Below are 20,262 nucleotides of genomic sequence, written 5' to 3'. Positions count from 1 at the left end.
TGAGGGACGCAGGCGGCGTTCGCCCGCCTGCGTCAAGACGGGCTAAATTTTCAGGTAGGCGCGGATGCCGTCGAGGAACATCTGGGTGGAGAGCATCACCAGGATCAGCCCCATCAGCCGCTCCAGCGCGCTGACGCCCTTGTCACCCAGCAGGCGCAGGAAGAGGTCGGAAAGCATCAGGATCGCCACTGAAATCCCCCAGGCGATCAGCAGCGCCAGCACCAGATGCGAGATCTGATTCGGGTACTGGTGCGACAGCAGCATCAGCGCCGCCAGAATCGACGGCCCGGCCACCAGCGGGATGGCCAGCGGCACCAGGAACGGCTCCTCGCCTGCCGACAGGCCGGTGCTGTTGGACTCGTGCGACGGGAAAATCATCTTAATCGCGATCAGAAACAGGATAATCCCGCCGGAGATCGAAACCGTTTCGGTGCGCAGGTTCAGGAACGCCAGAATTTTTTCACCGGCGAACAAAAAGACCAGCATCAGCAGCAGCGCGATCAGCATCTCACGGATCACAATCACCCGGCGGCGTTTCGGCTCCAGGTGCTTGAGCACTGACATAAAAATCGGCAGGTTGCCGAGCGGGTCCATGATTAAAAACAGCAACACCGTTGCCGCGATCATTTCAGTCATTATCACCTCAGAGTAAGTCACCGGCCTGACCGGCAGAATATGCTTTTATTATTGGGTGCAGTGACGGTTCATGCTGCCATTGAGGGCACAACCGGCGCGCTTGCCCGTCACCAGCGCGGAGTATATTAGCAACTCTGCTAACCCGCACGATGACATCGAATAAATTCACTTGCGACTTCTTATACATTTTGTAAGGTGGAGGGCATACGGCGTTTCCGGCGCCTTTCCCCCTCTCTTCACCCCTTACACCACAGGGCAAGTAATTATGAAAAATGTAGGTTTCGTTGGCTGGCGCGGCATGGTCGGCTCTGTTCTCATGCAACGCATGGTCGAAGAGCGCGATTTTGATGCCATCCGCCCGGTCTTCTTCTCCACATCCCAGCATGGCCAGGCGGCTCCGGCCTTCGGCGGCCAGCAGGGCACGCTGCAGGATGCGTCCGATCTGGAGGCGCTGCGTGCGCTGGACATCATCATCACCTGCCAGGGCGGGGACTACACCAACGAAATTTATCCGAAACTGCGCGCCAGCGGCTGGCAGGGTTACTGGATTGATGCGGCGTCCTCGCTGCGCATGAAAGATGACGCCATCATCATCCTCGACCCGGTCAACCATGACGTGATCCGCCAGGGTGTGGATCGCGGCATCAAAACCTTCGTCGGCGGCAACTGCACCGTGAGCCTGATGCTGATGTCCCTCGGCGGCCTGTTCGCGCAGGATCTGGTGGAGTGGGTCTCTGTGGCGACGTACCAGGCGGCCTCCGGCGGCGGCGCGCGCCATATGCGCGAACTGCTGACCCAGATGGGTATGCTGCACAACGACGTGGCGAAAGAGCTGCAAAACCCGGCCTCGGCGATCCTCGACATCGAGCGCAAAGTCACCGCGCTGACCCGCAGCGGCACCCTGCCGACCGACCAGTTCGGCGCACCGCTGGCCGGCAGCCTGATCCCGTGGATCGACAAGGCGCTCGACAACGGCCAGAGCAAAGAAGAGTGGAAAGGGCAGGCTGAAACCAACAAAATCCTGAATACCCAGTCGGTTATCCCGGTAGATGGCCTCTGCGTGCGCATCGGCGCGCTGCGCTGCCACAGCCAGGCCTTCACCATCAAGATGAAGAAAGATGTCTCCATCCCGGAGATTGAAAACCTGCTGGCCACCCACAACGACTGGGTGCGGGTGATCCCGAATGACCGCGACCTGACGGTGCGCGAGCTGACCCCGGCGGCGGTCACCGGCACGCTGAACACCCCGGTCGGGCGTTTGCGCAAGCTGAACATGGGGCCGGAGTACCTCTCCGCGTTTACCGTGGGCGACCAGCTGCTGTGGGGCGCGGCCGAACCGCTGCGCCGTATGTTGCGCATCCTGCTCTGATAGGAACAGCTGACGAGGCACCTGCGGGTGCCTCTTTTTTTGCCCTTTCCGGCCCGCGCCCTCCTGCCTTTTTTCCCTCTTTTCTCTCCATCGGGCGCGGGCGGTAAAAATCCTTATTCTTTGGCGCGTTTCTTCACATGTTTTGACTATGCTTAGCAGGATGAGCCGGATGGCTCCTTAACCTGCGGGATAATCTTAAAAAAGATGTAAATGATTGCCGTGGCTCACGCTTTTAACGATAAAAGGGAGAAATGATGGGTCAGGACGATCGTTTGGTACTTTAATGAATTCATTGATTTTATTGTTGCCATTAATCACAGGATGAAATGCCATGTCAGTTCTTCCCGATCAACATGTGATCAACCAACTTATTACCGGTCATTACACTGACCCTTTTTCCCTGCTCGGTATGCACAGCGTGGCTGCCGGGCTGGAAGTGCGGGCGTTGTTGCCCGATGCGCGCGAAGTCTGGGTGGTTGACGCTCAAAGCAACCGGAAAGTGGCCAACCTGCACTGTCGGGATGAGCGGGGTTTTTTTGTCGGGCTGTTGCCGCGGCGCAAAAACCCTTTCCACTACCAGTTACAGGTGAAGTGGGAAAACGACACGGTGATGATCGAAGACCCGTACCGCTTCGGCCCGCTGTTGCAGGACCTTGATATCTGGCTGCTGTCTGAAGGCACGCACCTGCGCCCCTATGAGCGTATGGGCGCGCACCCCACGACGCTTGACGGCGTCGAAGGCGTGAGTTTTGCCGTCTGGGCACCGAACGCGGTGCGGGTGTCGGTTGTCGGGGAGTTCAACTTCTGGGACGGCCGCCGCCACCCGATGCGCCTGCGTAAAGAGAACGGTATCTGGGAACTGTTCCTGCCGGGCGTCAAGCCGGGCCAGCTCTATAAATATGAAATCATCGACTGCCGCGGCCATACCCGCCTGAAAGCGGACCCCTATGCGTTCGAGGCGCAGATGCGCCCGGAAACCGCGTCCCAGGTCAGCACCCTGCCGCCGCCGGTGCCTCGCACGGCGGAGCGCCAGCGCGCCAATGATTTCGACCGGCCCATCTCGATCTATGAAGTGCATCTCGGCTCCTGGCGACGCCATACCGACAACAACTTCTGGCTGAGCTACGGTGAGCTGGCTGACCAGCTGATCCCGTATGTGAAAGAGATGGGCTTTACCCACATCGAGCTGATGCCGATCAATGAACACCCGTTTGACGGCAGCTGGGGCTACCAGCCGCTCGGCATGTATGCGCCGACCCGGCGTTACGGCTCGCCGGAGGAGTTCCGCGCGTTCATCGACAAAGCGCACGAGGCCGGGATTAATGTGATCCTCGACTGGGTGCCGGGCCATTTCCCGTCCGACGATCATGGCCTGGCGCAGTTTGACGGCACCGCGCTGTATGAATACGCCGACCCGCGCGAAGGCTTCCACCAGGACTGGAACACGCTTATCTACAACTATGGCCGCCATGAGGTGCGTAACTTCCTGGCCGGTAACGCTTTCTACTGGGTCGAGCGCTACGGCATCGACGCGCTGCGGGTGGATGCGGTGGCCTCAATGATCTACCGCGACTACAGCCGCGCCGAAGGCCAGTGGGTGCCGAACTACTATGGCGGCCGCGAAAACCTCGAGGCGATCGCTTTCCTGCGCTACACCAACCAGACGCTGGGCAAATCGTTGCCGGGCGCGGTGACGCTGGCGGAGGAATCCACCGACTACCCCGGCGTGACCAACCCGCCGGATGCCGGTGGGCTGGGCTTCCACTACAAGTGGAACCTCGGCTGGATGCACGACACCCTTAACTATTTCAAACTCGACCCGGTCTACCGCAAGCACCACCACAACCAGCTGACCTTCGGGATGCTCTACGCCTACACCGAAAACTTCGTGCTGCCGATCTCGCATGACGAAGTGGTGCACGGCAAAGGCTCGCTGCTCGACCGGATGCCGGGCGACACCTGGCAGAAATTCGCCAACGTGCGCGCTTACTACGGCTTTATGTGGGCGCACCCCGGCAAGAAATTGCTGTTTATGGGCTGCGAATTCGCCCAGGGCCGCGAATGGGACTTCAACAACAGCCTCGACTGGCACCTGCTGGAAGAGGGCTATGACGGCTGGCACAGCGGCGTGCAGAGCCTGGTGCGTGACCTCAACCATACCTACCAGCAGCAACCGGCCCTGTACGAGCTGGACTACCAGCCGCAGGGATTTGACTGGCTGGTGGTGGATGACAGCGACAACTCGGTATTTGCCTTTGTGCGCCGCGACCGCGCCGGGAATGAGCTGATCGCGGTCAGCAACTTCACGCCGGTGCCGCGCTATGAATACCGCATCGGCATCGACACGCCGGGCACGTACCGCGAAATCCTCAACACCGACTCGGAATTCTATCGCGGCAGCAATGTCGGCAATCAGGGCCTGATTGAGAGCCAGGAGATTGGCAGCCACCAGCGCCCGCACTCCCTGGTGCTCACCATCCCGCCGCTGGCGACGCTTTACCTGCTCCGGGAGGTGGAATGACGGCGTTGGAACCCGGCAGTCCCGGCCCCGCCGGTGCGCAGGCTGATGAACACGGCATCAATTTCAGCGTGTTTTCAGCCCACGCCACCGGCATTGAACTCTGTGTGTTTGATGACGAGGGCCATGAGCAGCGGCTGCCGCTGCCGGGGCGCACCGGCAATTGGTGGCACGGTTTCCTGCCGGACGGCAAACCCGGCCTGCGTTACGGTTTCCGTGCCTCCGGCCCGTTTGAGCCGCACAACGGCCACCGCTTCAACCCCAATAAATTGCTGCTCGACCCGTGCGCCCGTGCGGTTGAGGGCGATGTCATGGACGACCCGCGCCTGCACGGCGGGTGGGATCAGCCGGATGAGCAGGACAGCGCCGCCGTCGCGCCGAAAAGCGTGGTGGTCGCCCCCGCGTATGACTGGGAAGGGGACGCCCCGTTGCGCACGCCGTGGGGGCAGACGGTTATCTATGAAGCCCACGTGCGCGGGCTGACCAAACGCCACCCGGCGATCCCCGAGGCGATCCGCGGCACCTATGCGGCGCTGGCACACCCGGTGATGATCAAACACCTTACCGATCTCGGCATCACTGCGCTGGAGCTGCTGCCGATCCAGCATTTCGCTGATGAGCCGCGTTTGCAGCGCGAAGGGCTGAGCAACTATTGGGGGTATAACCCGCTGGCGCTCTATGCGCTGGAGCCGTCCTACGCCAGCCGGCCGGGGCCGGAAGCGGCGATCAATGAGTTCCGGGACGCCGTCAAAACGCTGCATAAGCACGGCATTGAGGTGATCCTCGATATCGTTTTTAACCATACCGCGGAGATTGACCTCACCGGCCCGACGCTCTCCCTGCGCGGGCTGGACAACAAAAGTTACTACTGGCTGCACGACAACGGCGACTACGACAACATGACCGGCTGCGGCAATGCCATCCGGTTAATGGATGAGGAGACCGTGGCGTGGGCCATCGGCTGTATGCGCTACTGGCTGGAGGAGTGCCACGTTGACGGCTTCCGCTTTGACCTCGCGCCGGTGCTGGGCCGCACCCCGGCGTTCTCCAAAGACGCGCCGTTGTTTAAGGCGATGCTGGCTGACCCGGTCATCTCCCGGTGCAAGCTCATCGCAGAGCCGTGGGACATCGGCCTCGGCGGTTACCAGCTTGGCCGGTTCCCTGCACCTTTTGCCGAATGGAATGACCGCTTCCGGGATGATGTCCGCCGCTTCTGGTTGCACGGGCACCTTCCGCTGGGGCAGTTCGCCACCCGCTTTGCCGGGTCCCAGGACTTTTTCGGCCACGACGGGCGGCAGCCGATCGCCGCCATCAATATGCTCACGGCCCATGACGGTTTCACCCTGCAGGACACCGTGAGTTTTAACCACAAACACAACCAGTCAAACGGTGAGCACAACCGTGACGGGACCAGTGAGAACCACAGTAACAACCACGGCCATGAGGGGCTGGATGCGGACGAGGCGGTGAAAACCCGCCGCCGCCGTTCGCAGCGCGCCCTGTTGACCACCCTGCTATTGGCGCATGGCACGCCGATGCTGCTGGCCGGTGACGAACAGGGACAGAGCCAGCAGGGCAACAACAATGCCTACTGCCAGGACAATGAACTGACCTGGCTTAACTGGGCCGACGCAGACGCCTCCCTGACCGCCTTTACCGCTGCGTTGTTACGCCTGCGCCGCCAGATCCCTGCTTTGCAGCACGAGGGCTGGTGGCAGGACGGCAGCAACGATGTGCAGTGGTTTAACGGGGAAGGGCAGCCGATGACCGTGCAACGCTGGGAGCGGGGGCCGCAGCAACAGCTGCAAATCCTGCTGTCGGACAAATGGTTGCTGGTTCTCAACGCCTCAGAACGTGACGACGGCATGGCTTTGCCGCCGGGCGCGTGGGTGGCGGTTGACCCGTTCAATCAGGATGAAAACCGTCCGGAGCATGGGCTCTGGCATGCACCCGCGCGTGCCCTCTGCGTGTTTGCGCGGGAATAAAAAAAGAAAAGGAGTCAGCCATGGTTAAGTTCGATAACGAAGATGCCTTGATGCTGGCCAGGCAACTGCCCGCCGATTCGGTGGCGCTGATCCTGGCCGGGGGCCGTGGCTCGCGGCTGAAAGATTTAACCTCTACCCGTGCAAAACCCGCTGTCCATTTTGGCGGCAAATTCCGCATTATCGATTTTGCCCTGTCGAACTGCCTGAACTCCGGCATCCGGCGCATCGGCATTATCACCCAGTACCAGTCGCATACCCTGGTGCAGCATATCCAGCGCGGCTGGTCGTTCCTTAACGAGGAGATGAACGAATTCGTTGACCTGCTGCCTGCCCAGCAGCGCAACGAGGAAGACAACTGGTACAAAGGCACGGCGGACGCGGTCTACCAGAACCTGGACATCATCCGCCGCTACCAGGCCAAGTACATCGTGATCCTGGCGGGTGACCATATCTACAAAATGGATTACTCGCGCATGTTGATCGACCACGTGCAGAAAGACGCGGAATGCACCGTGGCCTGTATGCCGGTGCCGATCGCGGAAGCCCGTGATTTCGGCGTGATCCATGTGGATGACGAAGGGCGCGTGCGCGACTTTGTTGAAAAACCAGCCAATCCGCCGGCCATGCCGGGTAATCCTGACCTGGCGCTGGCGAGCATGGGCATCTACATTTTTAATGCCGATTTCCTGTTCCGGCTGCTGGAGGAAGATCGCCAGTTGCCGGAATCAGAACGGGACTTCGGTAAAGACCTGATCCCGAAAATTACCCAGCAGGGCAAAGCCTGGGCGCACCCGTTTACGCTCTCCTGCGTGACGTCCAGCCCGAATGCCAAGCCCTACTGGCGTGATGTCGGCACGTTGCATGCCTACTGGCGCGCCAACCTTGATCTCGCTTCGGTCACGCCGGAGCTGGACATGTATGACCGCCGCTGGCCGATACGCACCCACATGGAACCGCTGCCGCCGGCGAAATTTGTCCAGGACCGTTCCGGCAGCCACGGGATGACCATGAACTCGCTGGTGTCCGGCGGCTGTATTGTCTCCGGCTCGGTGGTGGTGCATTCGGTGCTGTTCCCACGGGTGCGGGTCAATTCGTTTTGTACCATCGATTCATCAGTGCTGCTGCCGGACGTCAATATCGGCCGCTCCTGCCGTTTACGGCGCTGCATCATTGACCGTGCCTGCCATATTCCTGAGGGCATGGTGATCGGGGAAAACGCGGACGAGGACAGCCGCCGTTTTTACCGGTCTGATGAAGGAATTGTGTTAGTAACCCGGGCGATGCTGGCCAGGTTGGAAGGCGAACGCGCGCAGTAATTACTGCCGGGAAGCGCAACAGCTTGGGTGAAGCCAGACCCGCGGCATCAGGAGCCGCCGCGGGTTTTTTCGCCCCCCAGAATGTCTTACGTTGATGTCCGGTCGCAGAGGCGCCGGAGCCGACAATCAGGAGCGACGATGCAGGTTTTACATGTGTGTTCTGAGCTTTTCCCCCTGCTGAAAACCGGCGGGTTGGCAGATGTAACCGGAGCGCTGCCCGCCGCTCAGATAGCGGAGGGCACCGACGTCCGCGTGTTAATACCCGGCTTCCCTGACATTATGCAGGGTATCCCGGACACCGAACTGGTGCGTAATATTGATACTTTTGCCGGGCCGGTGGGGGTGCGCTTCGGCCACTTCCGCGGCGTGGGGGTGTATGTGATTGATGCGCCGGCGCTGTTTGACCGTGCCGGCAGCCCGTACCATGACCAGTCACTGTATGCCTACCCGGACAACCACCGGCGCTTTGCGCTGCTGGGCTGGATCGCCAGTGAAATGGCGCTGGGGCTGGACAACTTCTGGACGCCGGACATTGTCCACGCCCATGACTGGCATGCGGGCATGGCGTGCGCCTATATCGCCGCGCGCGGCCACCCGGTGAAAACCGTGTTTACGGTGCATAACCTGGCCTACCAGGGGCTGTTCTCTGCCGTGCACCTGCATGAACTGCAGATCCCGGAATCCTTCTTCCAGGTGTACGGGCTGGAGTTTTACGGCCAGATCTCCTTCCTCAAAGCCGGGCTGTTCTTTGCTGACCACATTACGGCCGTCAGCCCGACCTATGCCCATGAGATAACCCTGCCGGCCTTTGGCTACGGCATGGAAGGCTTATTGCAGGAACGCGAAAGCGAAGGGCGGCTGAGCGGCATCCTGAACGGCGTGGATGAGGCGATCTGGGACCCGCAAACCGACATCCTGCTGTCGGCGCGCTACAGTGCCGATAACCTTAAGGCGAAAGCGATCAACAAAGCCTATCTGCAACGGGTGATGGGGCTGGATGTCGATGACACCAAGCCGGTGTTCTCGGTGGTAAGCCGCCTGACCAGCCAGAAAGGGCTGGATCTGGTGCTGGGCGCGCTGCCGGGCATCCTGGAGCAGGGCGGGCAGATGGTGATCCTCGGGGCCGGGGACGCCGTGCTGCAACAGGCATTTCTGGCCGCCGCCGCCGATTACCCCGGCCAGGTCGGGGTACAGATTGGCTACCATGAAGCCTTCTCCCACCGCATTATCGGCGGGGCAGACGTGATTCTGGTGCCGAGCCGCTTTGAACCGTGCGGGCTGACCCAACTTTACGGCCTGAAATATGGCACGCTGCCGTTGGTGCGCCGCACCGGCGGGCTGGCCGACACCGTGGTGGACTGCTCGCTGGAAAACCTGGCCGACGGCACCGCCAGCGGCTTTGTGTTTGAAGACAGCACGGTTGAGTCGCTGAGCCAGGCAGTACGCCGCGCCATGGTGCTCTGGACACGGCAAAAACACTGGCGGCACGTGCAGCAACACGCCATGAGCCTGGACTTCACCTGGCAAGTGGCCGCACACGCCTACAACCTGCTGTACAAGCGTTTACTGAAGTAATTCCGGCGTGCCGCCCTGTCGGCACGCCCTGTAAAGATCAAGGCACGTCTGGGCCACGCCGCACATCCGGGCGGCGTGGCTAATGTCATTGAGCGGTTGCAGTATTCATCTGGATGGGAAAACGCTATGACTTCACCTTTTAACTACACGTCGCCGACCGTCAGCGTTGAGGCACTGAAACACTCTATTGCGTACAAGCTGATGTTTATGGTGGGAAAAGATCCGTCAGTCGCCACCAAACATGACTGGCTCAACGCCTCCCTGTATGCAGTCCGTGACCGTATGGTCGAGCGCTGGCTGCGCTCCAACCGCGCGCAGTTATCGCAGGATGTGCGCCAGGTGTATTACCTCTCTATGGAATTCCTGCTGGGCCGGACCCTCTCCAATGCGCTGCTCTCGATGGGTATCTTCGACGATCTGCGCCAGGCGCTGAATGAGATGGGGCTGGACCTGAACGAACTGATTGAAGAAGAGAACGATCCCGGCCTCGGTAACGGCGGCCTTGGGCGGCTGGCGGCCTGCTTCCTCGACTCACTGGCGACCCTCGGCCTGCCGGGGCGCGGCTACGGCATCCGCTATGAATACGGCATGTTCGCGCAGAAGATTGTGAACGGCGAACAGAAAGAGTCCCCGGATAACTGGCTGGAATATGGCAACCCGTGGGAGTTCCCGCGCCACAATACCCGTTATAAAGTGCGCTTCGGCGGCCGCATCCAGCAGGAGGGCGCGAAAACCCGCTGGCTGGAGACGGAAGAGATCCTGGCCTGCGCCTATGACCAGGTGATCCCCGGTTTTGACACCGATGCCGCCAACACCCTGCGGCTGTGGGGCGCGCAGGCGAGTAACGAAATCAACCTCGGTAAATTTAACCAGGGCGACTACTTCGCGGCGGTGGAAGACAAAAACCATTCCGAGAACGTGTCGCGGGTGCTCTACCCGGATGACTCCACCTATTCCGGGCGCGAACTGCGGCTGCGGCAGGAGTACTTCCTGGTCTCTGCCACCGTGCAGGACATCCTTAACCGCCACTGGATGATGCACCAGACCTTTGAAAATCTCGCCGATAAGATCGCCATCCACCTGAACGACACCCACCCGGTGCTGGCAATCCCTGAACTGATGCGCCTGCTGATTGATGACCATAAATTCAGCTGGCAAAAAGCCTGGGACGTCACCAGCCGCGTCTTCTCCTACACCAACCACACGCTGATGAGTGAGGCGCTCGAAACCTGGCCGGTGGACATGCTCGGCAAGATCCTGCCGCGCCACCTGCAACTGATCTTCGAGATCAACGAGCACTTCCTGAAGTTTGTCGCGGAAGAGGCACCGAACGATGCGGATCTTCAGGCACGTGTCTCGATCATCGACGAAAACCACGGCCGCCGGGTGCGCATGGCCTGGCTGGCGGTGATCGCCAGCCACAAAGTTAACGGCGTGTCTGAGCTGCATTCAGAATTGATGGTGCAGTCACTGTTTGCCGACTTCTCCCGCCTCTACCCAGACCGCTTCTGCAACAAAACCAACGGCGTGACGCCGCGGCGCTGGCTGGCGCTCGCCAACCCGCCGCTGGCCTCCGTGCTGGATGACAGCATCGGCCAGACCTGGCGTACCGACCTCAGCCAGCTCAGCGAGCTGAAACAGAATGTGGATTACCCGAGTTTCCTGCAGGCGCTGCAAAAAGCCAAGCTGGAGAACAAACGGCGGCTGGCAGTCTACATCGCCCGCCAGCTGAACACCGTGGTGAATGCGGCATCGATGTTTGATGTGCAGATCAAACGTATCCACGAGTACAAACGCCAGTTGCTCAACGTGTTGCACGTCATCACCCGCTATAACCGCATTCTGGCGGAGCCGGAGCGTGACTGGGTGCCGCGCACGGTGATTTTTGCCGGTAAAGCGGCCTCGGCCTACTATGCGGCCAAGCAGATTATCCGGTTGATCAACGATGTGGCACAGGTGATCAACAACGATCCGCGCGCCCATGCCAAGCTGAAAGTGGTGTTTATTCCGAATTACAGCGTCAGCCTGGCACAGTTGATCATCCCGGCGGCCGATCTTTCCGAACAGATCTCACTGGCCGGTACTGAGGCCTCCGGCACCAGTAACATGAAATTTGCCCTGAACGGTGCGCTGACCATCGGCACGCTGGATGGCGCAAACGTGGAGATGCTGGAGCATGTGGGTGAGGAGAACATCTTTATCTTTGGTAACACCACTGAAGAGGTGGAGGCATTGCGCCGCAACGGTTACAACCCGCACCAGTATTACGAGCAGGACCACGAACTGCACCAGGTGCTGACGCAGATTGCCACCGGCGTTTTCAGCCCCGGCGAACCTAAGCGTTACAGCAACCTGTTTGACTCGCTGGTCAACCTGGGGGATTACTACCAACTGCTGGCCGACTACCGCAGCTATGTGGATACCCAGGACAAAGTGGACGAACTCTACCAGCAACCGGAAGAGTGGACCCGCCGCGCGCTGCTGAACATCGCCAATATGGGCTATTTCTCTGCCGACCGTACCATCCAGGAGTACGCCGACGAGATCTGGCACATCAAACCGGTGAAGCTCTGATCCTGTCTGCTGTTCCGCTGCCTCACAGCCAAAAACCCGCTCCGGCGGGTTTTTTGTTGACGGCGTTGATGTTTGTTGGAGGAGCGATGGCATGGTGCCCCGCTCAAAATAGTATTGACCCTGCTGTCAGAAGGCGTAATATTTGCCTTAATGATGCCTGCAACAACCCTTCGGGGAAGTTAGTGGGCTTTTTTTTGGCGTTAATTCAGGGATGATACAACGATGCCAACCACCCTTTACCGTAAACCCTATCGTTCGCCCTCAGAACTCCTCGCTGATTTAAAACGTAAGCATCTCTCTTTCCTGGATGAGCAAGAAGCCATACGGGTGTTAAATCAGATAAGTTACTACCATTTTAAAATCTATCTGCACCCTCTTTTAGATTCAACCAGCCCTGATGGAAAGCATTACAGAGAGAATGAGTATTTTGAATATGGTATCGAGCTGTATCGTTTTGATGAAAAACTCCGGGCCTGCCTGTTTGGTATAATAGCGCGCCTTGAGGTAAAACTAAGAAGCCGCCTTGATCAAACGCTTTCCAGTTATACAAATAATGCATTTTGGTATTTGGATGATACGTATTTTTTCACACCCCAAGGGAATGTACAGGCTATCAATGCTATCCGGGATGTTATTAAGAAGGATTTTGAACGTGAAAAAGAGATGTATGCCAGAAATTATAAAGAAAAATACCATAACAATGTACATCCAGAATATCCAACGCTGCCCCTTTCTGGATCGCCAGTGAGTTCATGACAATTGGATGCCTCTATAAGATAGTTAATACCATTGATTTTTCTTACTTTAAATCTTTACCCTCACCACAAAGTAAGATCCTTGATGAGTTGGCCGCAGAGTTTGGTGCCCGTGATTTTAAGGCATGGGTGAACTGGATACAGCGTTTACGCGATATCCGTAACCGGTGTGCACATCATAGCCGCCTGTGGAATGCAAAGCTCGCTGTGCCAAGTGGCATTGCCAATGAACTTATTATCGATGCGACACAGCCTAACCGGCCTTATTTGTCTATTGCCGTTATTCAAAAGATGGTTAAAACGCTGGGGATGCATGATATTAACATGCGTGAAGCGTTACATTCATTATTCAACAGTCATCGAGCTGCCATGCTTTATCTGCATGATACTGGCTTCCCAGTTCACTGGGAAAATGACCCGTTTTGGCAATGAGATAAAATATACGGGTTTATTTACTAGATAATATATTCACCCGACAATAAAAAGCCCGGCATTGCTGCCGGGCTTTTTTGTGGCGTAATGCCTGCGATCAGGACGCCAGTGATAGTTTCTTCACAGGGGCGATGCGGTTGGCAAGCCAAGCTGCAACGCGCTGCTGTTGCGCGTCATTCAGCCACATACCGATCTTGGTGCGGCGCCAGATGGCGTCATCCAGCTCCTTGACCCACTCTTTCTCCACCAGGTAGCGCAACTCGGCCTCAAAGAAATGGTGGCCGAAATCTTCGCCCAGGTCGGCCAGGCTATTCGCACCGGCCAGGATCAACTCACTGTGGCTGCCGTAGGTGTTGGTCAGGCGGCGGGCCAGAGAATCCGGCAGCCAGCTGTGTTTGCGGCACAGTTGCGCAGCGTAGCTCTCACGGTCGCCCCCGATGTCGCCCCCCGGCAGGCTGCCGTTTTTCGTCCAGGCCGGGCCGGCACTCGGGTAGTATTTCGCCAGCTTTTCCATCGCATGTTCAGCCAGCTTGCGGTAAGTGGTCAGCTTGCCGCCAAACACCGACAGCAGCGGTGCCTGGCCGTTGTCATCATGCACGTCGAGCGTGTAATCACGGGTGACCGCCTGCGGCGAGTCAGACTCATCATCACACAGCGGGCGCACACCGGAGTAACTCCAGACGATGTCCTGACGCCCCAGCTGTTTCTTGAAGTGGCTGTTGTAGATTTTCAGCAGGTAATCTTTTTCCTGCTCATCAATCTGCACATTTTTCGGATCGCCTTTGTACTCGACGTCGGTGGTACCGATGATGGAAAACTCCTCCATCCACGGGATCACAAACACGATTCGGTGATCTTCGTTCTGCAGGATATAAGCCTGCTTCTGATTATGGGCGCGCGGCACCACGATATGGCTGCCTTTGATCAGGCGGATACCATAAGGTGATTTCAGCTTCAGGCCATTATCGAAGAAGTTTTTCACCCACGGGCCGGTGGCATTCACCAGACCGCGTGCGCGGCAGGTGAAGGTTTTGCCGCTCTCTACATCCTGCGCTTCAACCACCCACAGGCCATTTTCACGGCGGGCTGAGGTGACTTTGGTGCGGGTACGCACTTCGCCGCCGCGGCGTTCTACTTCCTGCGCATTCAGGACGACCAGACGCGCATCGTCTACCCAGCAGTCAGAATATTCGAAACCGCGCGTGATTTCCGGCTTAAGGACCGAATCCGCGCCAAAACGCAGGCTCTTACTGGCCGGCAGGCTGGTACGTTTACCAAGGTGATCGTACAGGAACAAGCCGGTACGGATCATCCACGCCGGGCGCAGGTGGGGGCGGTGCGGCAGGCGGAAGCGCATCGGGAAGGCGATATGGGGTGCCAGCTTCAGCAGCACCTCGCGCTCGGCCAGCGCTTCGCTCACCAGGCGGAATTCATAATGTTCCAGGTAGCGCAGGCCACCATGAATCAGCTTCGAGCTGGCGGAAGAGGTGGCACACGCCAAGTCTTGCGCTTCCAGCAGCAGTACGGACAGCCCGCGCCCGGCAGCATCCGCTGCGATGCCGGCCCCGTTGATGCCGCCACCGATCACGATCAAGTCTTTGGTTTCCACGTCATCTTCCTCCAGATGTTCGTAACAGTTCTTTAATGTTCGTTTTCGCTCATGATTGTAATCAAAAACCAACAAATAAGCCAAGACTTAACCGAATAAAAACATTTAGGCGTGATGCAGCTAACACTTTTCCGGCTTTATTACGTCGTCAGATCATTGACTCCGCAGTAAAAAAGGGGATATGCAGAAACAGCACGGCCCCGTTAAAAAACGGGGCCGTGAGGATGGGGGCAGAAAACGGCTTCAGGCCGCAGGCGGGATCAGCACAGCTCGAGCTGCACCTCATGCTGCTCAATGATTTTCATCACGCTGGCTGGCGGCATTTTGTCTGTGAATAAATAGTCGATCAGGTTCATGTTGCCGAGGTTGACCATCGCGTTGCGGCCAAATTTGGAATGGTCAGTCACCAGCATCACGCAACGGGAATTTTCAATGATAGCGCGCTTGGTGCGCACTTCATGATAGTCAAACTCCAGCAGCGAGCCATCCATATCAATGCCGCTGATGCCCAAAATGCCGTAATCGAGCCGGAACTGGGAGATGAAATCCAGCGTGGCTTCCCCCATGATGCCGCCGTCACGGGTGCGTACTTCACCCCCGGCCAGAATCAGGCGGAAATCCTCTTTGGCTGTCAGCAGCGTTGCCACGTTCAGATTATTGGTGACCACGCGCAGGTTTTTGTGGTTCATCAGGGCATGGGCGACCGCTTCCGGCGTGGTGCCGATATCAATAAACAGCGTGGCACCATCCGGGATCTGGCTGGCGACGCGCTGGGCAATGCGCGCCTTTTCAGTCGGCCACATGATTTTACGGTCATGGTAGGCGGCATTCACCGAGCTGGAAGGCAGGGCCGCGCCGCCGTGATGGCGCTGAATTTTATTCTGATCCGCCAGGTCGTTCAGATCACGGCGGATAGTTTGCGGGCTGACGGCAAAATGTTCCACCAGCTCCTCGGTACTGACATACCCCTGCTGACGCACCAGTTCAATAATCGCGTCATGACGCTGCGTTTGCTTCACATTACACCTCTAAAAAGACCTTAAAAAGCCGGCGGTTAGCGCTGATTGCGCAGGTGGCGCGTATCCTTGAAAGCCATCAGTAAGCCCAGGATTAACCCGGCTACGTGGGCAGCATTGGCAATCGCCAGGCCAAACACATCAAAGTAACCGGCAACCAGCCACACCAGTGAAAACACCATTAACCCGCGCGGAAGCGAAAGCCCCACGTTCGGTGCGCGCTCGCCGGTCAGCCAGACGTAGCCCATCAGCGCATAGACCACGCCGGAAAGGCCGCCGAAATAGATACCGCTGTAAAGGGATTGCGCCCAACCACTGAAAAAGGCGGAAACCAGCGCAATCGTTACCAGTTTGCCGGTACCAAGGCGCTTTTCCAGCGGCCCGGCCAGATACCACCACCACAGCAGGTTAAACATAATGTGCAAAATTGAGAAATGCAGCAGTGCATGGCTGACCCACCGCCAGAGTTGCCAGTATTGGCTGCTGTCGGCCGGCCAGCCAAGCCAGTTCATGATGCGGTCATCCCCCATCACCGGCATCAGCAGATAGATAACAATGCTCAGCACCATGATGGCCAGCGTCAGCGGCCCGGCCTGGCTGCGGATGCGCGCCAGGTAGGAGTAGCGTGGGTAAGACAGCGTGCTTTCTGTGTTGCCGGTCTGCCAACTGGCTGCCTGATAACGCGGATGGGCAGGATCGCGCAGGAACTGCTCAAGCTGATTTTCGACTTCGCTCAGCCGTGACTCATCCGCCAGCCATAACTCAACGGTATGCCCCTGTTGCGGGCGGCTTTCCAGCCGGATGCCCTGAGTCGCCATGTAATCCACAAACGCCAGGGCAACCCTGGGGTTGGACAACGTAATTATTCGCACCATAGTTTATTTGCAACCTTCACTGGCGGTGTTTTAACAGATTGATTTTTAATCATGATTTTGCAACTTACCATTCACCCTGCGGGCGCGGCAACCTGATTATACCTGCCGCATCATGACGCGTGCCCGTTGCTTTCTGCCGTATGCGCTGCCTCACAGTTACCTTGTTGTACCCGGTTCTGTTTGCATAACAGTTCATGTTGAGTATACCGGCGATAAGAGAAGTGCGATTGATATGGCCTATATCCACGTGATCCCTATAGCGCTTATCCGCGCAGCTACGCCGCCTTTGCGCACGGCATTCCATAGTACGCGTGCGCCTGTGGCCATAAGGGCATACCGCACTGAGCGTGCGCGTGTTATCGGGCGCATAGCCTGCCCGGCTGCCTGACGCTATTTTATGGGGGAGCTCCCGACCCACTGTTTCCTGTATCAAACTGGAAGCACAGGCAAAAAAAAGCCACCGGCAAAGCCGATGGCAGGCAAGGCGTAGGGAGGCTGTCAGGTGTTGTCAGCTTGCACGGCATCAGGGAATTGGCGCGCCCAGGCTTCAAAGCCCCCATCAATACTGTAGACCGCGTCATAGCCCTGGGTCAGCAGATACTGCGCCGCACCGCGGCTGCTGATGCCGTGATAGCACATCACCATCACCGGCTTATCGAAGGCGGTTTGCTGGATAAAATCAGGCAAATTGCCGTTAGTCAGGTGAAAGGCCCCCGGCGCATGGGCGGCGGCAAAACTCTGCGGATCGCGGATATCCACCATCACGGCGTCACCCTGGCTTAACCGGGTGTGTGCCTGCTCAACGCTGATTGCTTCGAACTGTTCCATACTGCAGGGTGCCTCTGAATTAGGGGAAAAACACGGCAACAGTGTACCTAATTTTTTACCGGACAAGACCCGGCGTAATGCAGGGCTATTATGAAAAGAGGCTTAGCGCTGTCTTACCCGATTTCAGCAACCATAAGCGCGGTTACCGGTGTATCGCCCTAACATTCTGTGCAGCAGGCAATTTTCATCAGCCATCAGTGACGGCCGGCATACAGCCTGGCATGTTACACAGCCGATGGTTTCCGGCCGCAATAAGCCATTCTCTCGTCTCGCAGCCGATTTTCGGCAGCAGCAATTTTCACCCGCCACTGCTGAATTTTAACGCACCTGCCCTGTATGCGCCCGGTGTGCCTGTAACACCGCTAATACCTCTGATTAGCCGGGCGGCGTACTGCATCCGGCTATCCCACCGCGATTACATCGATATCCCACCGCTATCACCCCGCTTTACACCAAAACGACCTCAACACCCTGCTTGCGTAAGTGTTCGACCAGGGCAGCATCCGCAGCCTGCCCGGTGATCACCACATCAATCTGCTCGGTGCGGCTGAACAGCATACCGGCGCGCTGCCCCAGCTTGCTGCTGTCCACCAGTACAGCCAGTTTCCCCACGGTGTTGAGCATCTTCTGCTCGGCCATCGCAGTCAGCATATCGGTTTTATACAACCCTTCTGCGGTTAACCCGATACCGCTGGTGAACATCCAGTGCCCGGCATACAGGGTGGCATCGCCATCTTGTGGCGCGAGGGTGATGGCCTGGCTTTTATTATATTGCCCGCCCATGATCACCACGCTCTCATGCTCTTGCTCAATCAGGTAATTCGCCAGCGGCAGATAATTGGTGATCACCTGTACCGGTTTTCCGCAGATCTCCTGGCCCAGTAAAAATGCCGTGGAGCCGCAGTTAATCACGACGCTTTGATCCGGGCTGCACAGCGCTGCTGCCGCTTTAGCAATGCGCATTTTTTCATTGAGATGCGCCGTCTGGTGGATATTCAGTGGCGTCCAGCTCTGGCGCGGCGTGCTGATGGCCTCTGCCCCGTTGCGTACTTTACGTAATTTTCCCAGCTCATTGAGCTTGGTGATGTCGCGGCGTGCCGTTGCCGGTGAAATGGCAAACTGCGTGATGACATCCGCGACAGAGAGCTGCCCCTGACGTTGAAGCAGCCCAAGGATAGCATTGTGTCGTTGTGCTTCAGTCATGATTGCCCCGCGTGGATAATGATTATCCGGTGATTATACGCGAGCATCATGCGCATTTGTATTTTTCGTTGTGCCTTACCGCGTCAGGCCGGGCAAGGGAGGCGCGCCCTGCCGCGCCTGACGTTATCTTAAAGGAACGAGGTAAAGGGCAGATCCGGTTCCTGGGTAAAGCAATCGTCAAACCCACGCGGGTAATGATATTCAAAATTATCCTTGTCCAGCGGCCAGGTAAATTTGCCGCCCACCTGCCAGATAAACGGCTTGAAGCCATAACGCAGCCGATCTTTTTTCATCTCCCACAGCATACGGATCTCCTGCGGGTCTGCCTGGAAGTTTGACCAGATGTCATGGTGGAACGGAATCACCACCTGGGTTTTCAGCGCCTCGGCCATCCGCAAAATATCGGCACTGGTCATCTTGTCGGTGACACCGCGCGGGTTTTCCCCATAAGACCCTAACGCCACATCAACGTGATACTCATTGCCGTGCCTGGCGTAATAGTTCGAGTAGTGCGAATCACCGCTGTGGTAGAGCGAGCCGCCCGGCGTGGTGAACAGATAATTGACGGCGCGTTGATCCATGCCGTCCGGCAATATCCCGGCTGCCTGCTGCCCGGCCGGCAGCGTAATCAGTGCCGTACGGTCGAAGGCTTCCAGCGCGCGGATTTCCACATCTTTGACGGTAATGACCTTACCCGGCGTCATCACGATGCAGCGCTCTGCCGGGACGCCCCAACTAACCCAGAGATCGACGCAAGTTTGCGGCCCGATAAACGGCACGGAGGCATCACAATTCTGCATCACAGCCGCCGCCACATTCACGTCAATATGATCGTTGTGATCGTGGGTGGACAGCACTGCGTCAATCTGCCGGATGGCAAACGGATCCAGCACAAACGGCGTAGTACGCAGGTTCGGCTGTAACTTTTTCACCCCGGCCATACGCTGCATCTGGTGGCCGGCCTTCATCAACGGGTTACCGTGGCTCTGTTTGCCGGTGCCGCACCAGAAATCCACACACAGGTTGGCGCCGCCCTCTGATTTCAGCCAGATGCCGGTACACCCCAGCCACCACATGGCAAATGTGCCGGGCGCGACCTGCTCCTGCTCAATCTCTTCATTCAGCCAACTGCCCCATTCAGGGAAGGTATTCAGGATCCAGGCTTCACGGGTAAGAGTGGTTACTTTACTCATAGCATTTCCTCATCGGGTTGGTGATAAGCATACGAACCGCTTAGTCATAATCAATCATTATGTGATTATTTATGATTTATTTGAGAGGAATCTAGCACTGTTTATGGGGGCTTACAACGTCGTATCTCAGTTTTTACGACAGGTATTCCGGCATTGATATTCGCACATCATGTTATCAGGTATTGATATGAATGATTTATTTCTATTTAAAAACAAAGGATTGTTCAGGCGTTCTGCGCATCCATTATGGAGTGTTGCTGTCGTTGAGTGAATATCTTGAGAAGATGCTCACAAATAATCATAAAGCATCTTTTTGTGAGAGGAGGTGAGCGGTAGAGTGCGACAACCTTAAGATTGTTGTGCCTTTACCCGGATACA

At 57.6% G+C, this 20,262-nt stretch carries 15 protein-coding genes; 8 read left to right on the top strand and 7 right to left on the bottom strand.

All coding sequences use genetic code 11. From position 1 onward, the window contains the following. Positions 1-42: 42 nt before the first annotated feature. Positions 43-636, bottom strand: coding sequence for a YhgN family NAAT transporter (locus tag CYR52_RS00465; RefSeq protein WP_072927538.1), 594 nt, complete (start codon positions 634-636; stop codon positions 43-45). Positions 637-901: 265 nt separating this feature from the next. On the opposite strand from CYR52_RS00465, the gene asd reads away from it, so the two are divergent. From asd to CYR52_RS22835, 8 genes are all read left to right on the top strand, one after another. After that, on the top strand, positions 902-2,005 hold the full coding sequence (asd, locus tag CYR52_RS00460; protein WP_072927536.1) for an aspartate-semialdehyde dehydrogenase: 1,104 nt from the start codon (positions 902-904) through the stop codon (positions 2,003-2,005). Between the two features lie 331 nt (positions 2,006-2,336). Then, positions 2,337-4,526, top strand: a complete 2,190-nt coding sequence (gene glgB, locus CYR52_RS00455) for a 1,4-alpha-glucan branching enzyme (protein ID WP_072927535.1) — start codon at positions 2,337-2,339, stop codon at positions 4,524-4,526. Then, positions 4,523-6,508: a glycogen debranching protein GlgX gene (gene glgX, locus CYR52_RS00450; RefSeq protein WP_072927533.1), complete on the top strand. Its 1,986-nt coding sequence runs from the start codon at positions 4,523-4,525 to the stop codon at positions 6,506-6,508. The genes glgB and glgX overlap by 4 nt, the downstream gene beginning before the upstream one ends. A 20-nt stretch (positions 6,509-6,528) precedes the next feature. Beyond that, positions 6,529-7,824 carry a glucose-1-phosphate adenylyltransferase gene (gene glgC / locus CYR52_RS00445; protein ID WP_072927532.1) on the top strand — a complete coding sequence of 432 codons (1,296 nt, stop codon included), beginning with the start codon at positions 6,529-6,531 and terminating at the stop codon, positions 7,822-7,824. A 138-nt stretch (positions 7,825-7,962) separates the two neighbouring features. Beyond that, positions 7,963-9,399: a glycogen synthase GlgA gene (gene glgA, locus CYR52_RS00440; protein WP_072927530.1), complete on the top strand. Its 1,437-nt coding sequence runs from the start codon at positions 7,963-7,965 to the stop codon at positions 9,397-9,399. 126 nt (positions 9,400-9,525) lie between these two features. Then, on the top strand, positions 9,526-11,973 hold the full coding sequence (gene glgP / locus CYR52_RS00435; RefSeq protein WP_072927528.1) for a glycogen phosphorylase: 2,448 nt from the start codon (positions 9,526-9,528) through the stop codon (positions 11,971-11,973). Between the two features lie 222 nt (positions 11,974-12,195). Then, positions 12,196-12,729 carry an Abi family protein gene (locus CYR52_RS22840; protein ID WP_241522368.1) on the top strand — a complete coding sequence of 178 codons (534 nt, stop codon included), beginning with the start codon at positions 12,196-12,198 and terminating at the stop codon, positions 12,727-12,729. After that, positions 12,726-13,160, top strand: a complete 435-nt coding sequence (locus CYR52_RS22835) for an Abi family protein (RefSeq protein ID WP_241522367.1) — start codon at positions 12,726-12,728, stop codon at positions 13,158-13,160. The genes CYR52_RS22840 and CYR52_RS22835 overlap by 4 nt, the downstream gene beginning before the upstream one ends. A gap of 97 nt (positions 13,161-13,257) precedes the next feature. On the opposite strand, the gene glpD is transcribed toward CYR52_RS22835, so the two are convergent. The 6 genes from glpD to ulaG all read right to left on the bottom strand — a co-directional run bounded on the left by glpD (position 13,258) and on the right by ulaG (position 19,884). Next, positions 13,258-14,769, bottom strand: a complete 1,512-nt coding sequence (glpD, locus tag CYR52_RS00425) for a glycerol-3-phosphate dehydrogenase (RefSeq protein ID WP_072927524.1) — start codon at positions 14,767-14,769, stop codon at positions 13,258-13,260. 260 nt (positions 14,770-15,029) lie between these two features. Further along, a complete protein-coding gene (locus tag CYR52_RS00420) occupies positions 15,030-15,788 on the bottom strand; it encodes a DeoR/GlpR family transcriptional regulator (RefSeq protein ID WP_072927522.1) in 759 nt (252 codons plus the stop codon). A 35-nt stretch (positions 15,789-15,823) separates the two neighbouring features. Further along, entirely contained in the window at positions 15,824-16,660 is an 837-nt protein-coding gene (gene glpG / locus CYR52_RS00415; protein ID WP_072927521.1) for a rhomboid family intramembrane serine protease GlpG, read from the bottom strand. A gap of 498 nt (positions 16,661-17,158) precedes the next feature. After that, on the bottom strand, positions 17,159-17,488 hold the full coding sequence (glpE, locus tag CYR52_RS00410) for a thiosulfate sulfurtransferase GlpE (RefSeq protein WP_072927519.1): 330 nt from the start codon (positions 17,486-17,488) through the stop codon (positions 17,159-17,161). Between the two features lie 447 nt (positions 17,489-17,935). Further along, complete coding sequence (gene ulaR, locus CYR52_RS00405; RefSeq protein ID WP_072927518.1) at positions 17,936-18,691, bottom strand: HTH-type transcriptional regulator UlaR; 756 nt, start codon at positions 18,689-18,691, stop codon at positions 17,936-17,938. 128 nt (positions 18,692-18,819) lie between these two features. Beyond that, positions 18,820-19,884 carry an L-ascorbate 6-phosphate lactonase gene (gene ulaG / locus CYR52_RS00400; RefSeq protein ID WP_101827757.1) on the bottom strand — a complete coding sequence of 355 codons (1,065 nt, stop codon included), beginning with the start codon at positions 19,882-19,884 and terminating at the stop codon, positions 18,820-18,822. Positions 19,885-20,262 lie beyond the last annotated feature (378 nt).

It is taken from the genome of Chimaeribacter arupi (genome assembly GCF_002858805.1).
GTDB lineage: Bacteria > Pseudomonadota > Gammaproteobacteria > Enterobacterales > Enterobacteriaceae > Chimaeribacter > Chimaeribacter arupi.
This window is presented reverse-complemented; position numbering and strand designations above follow the sequence as displayed.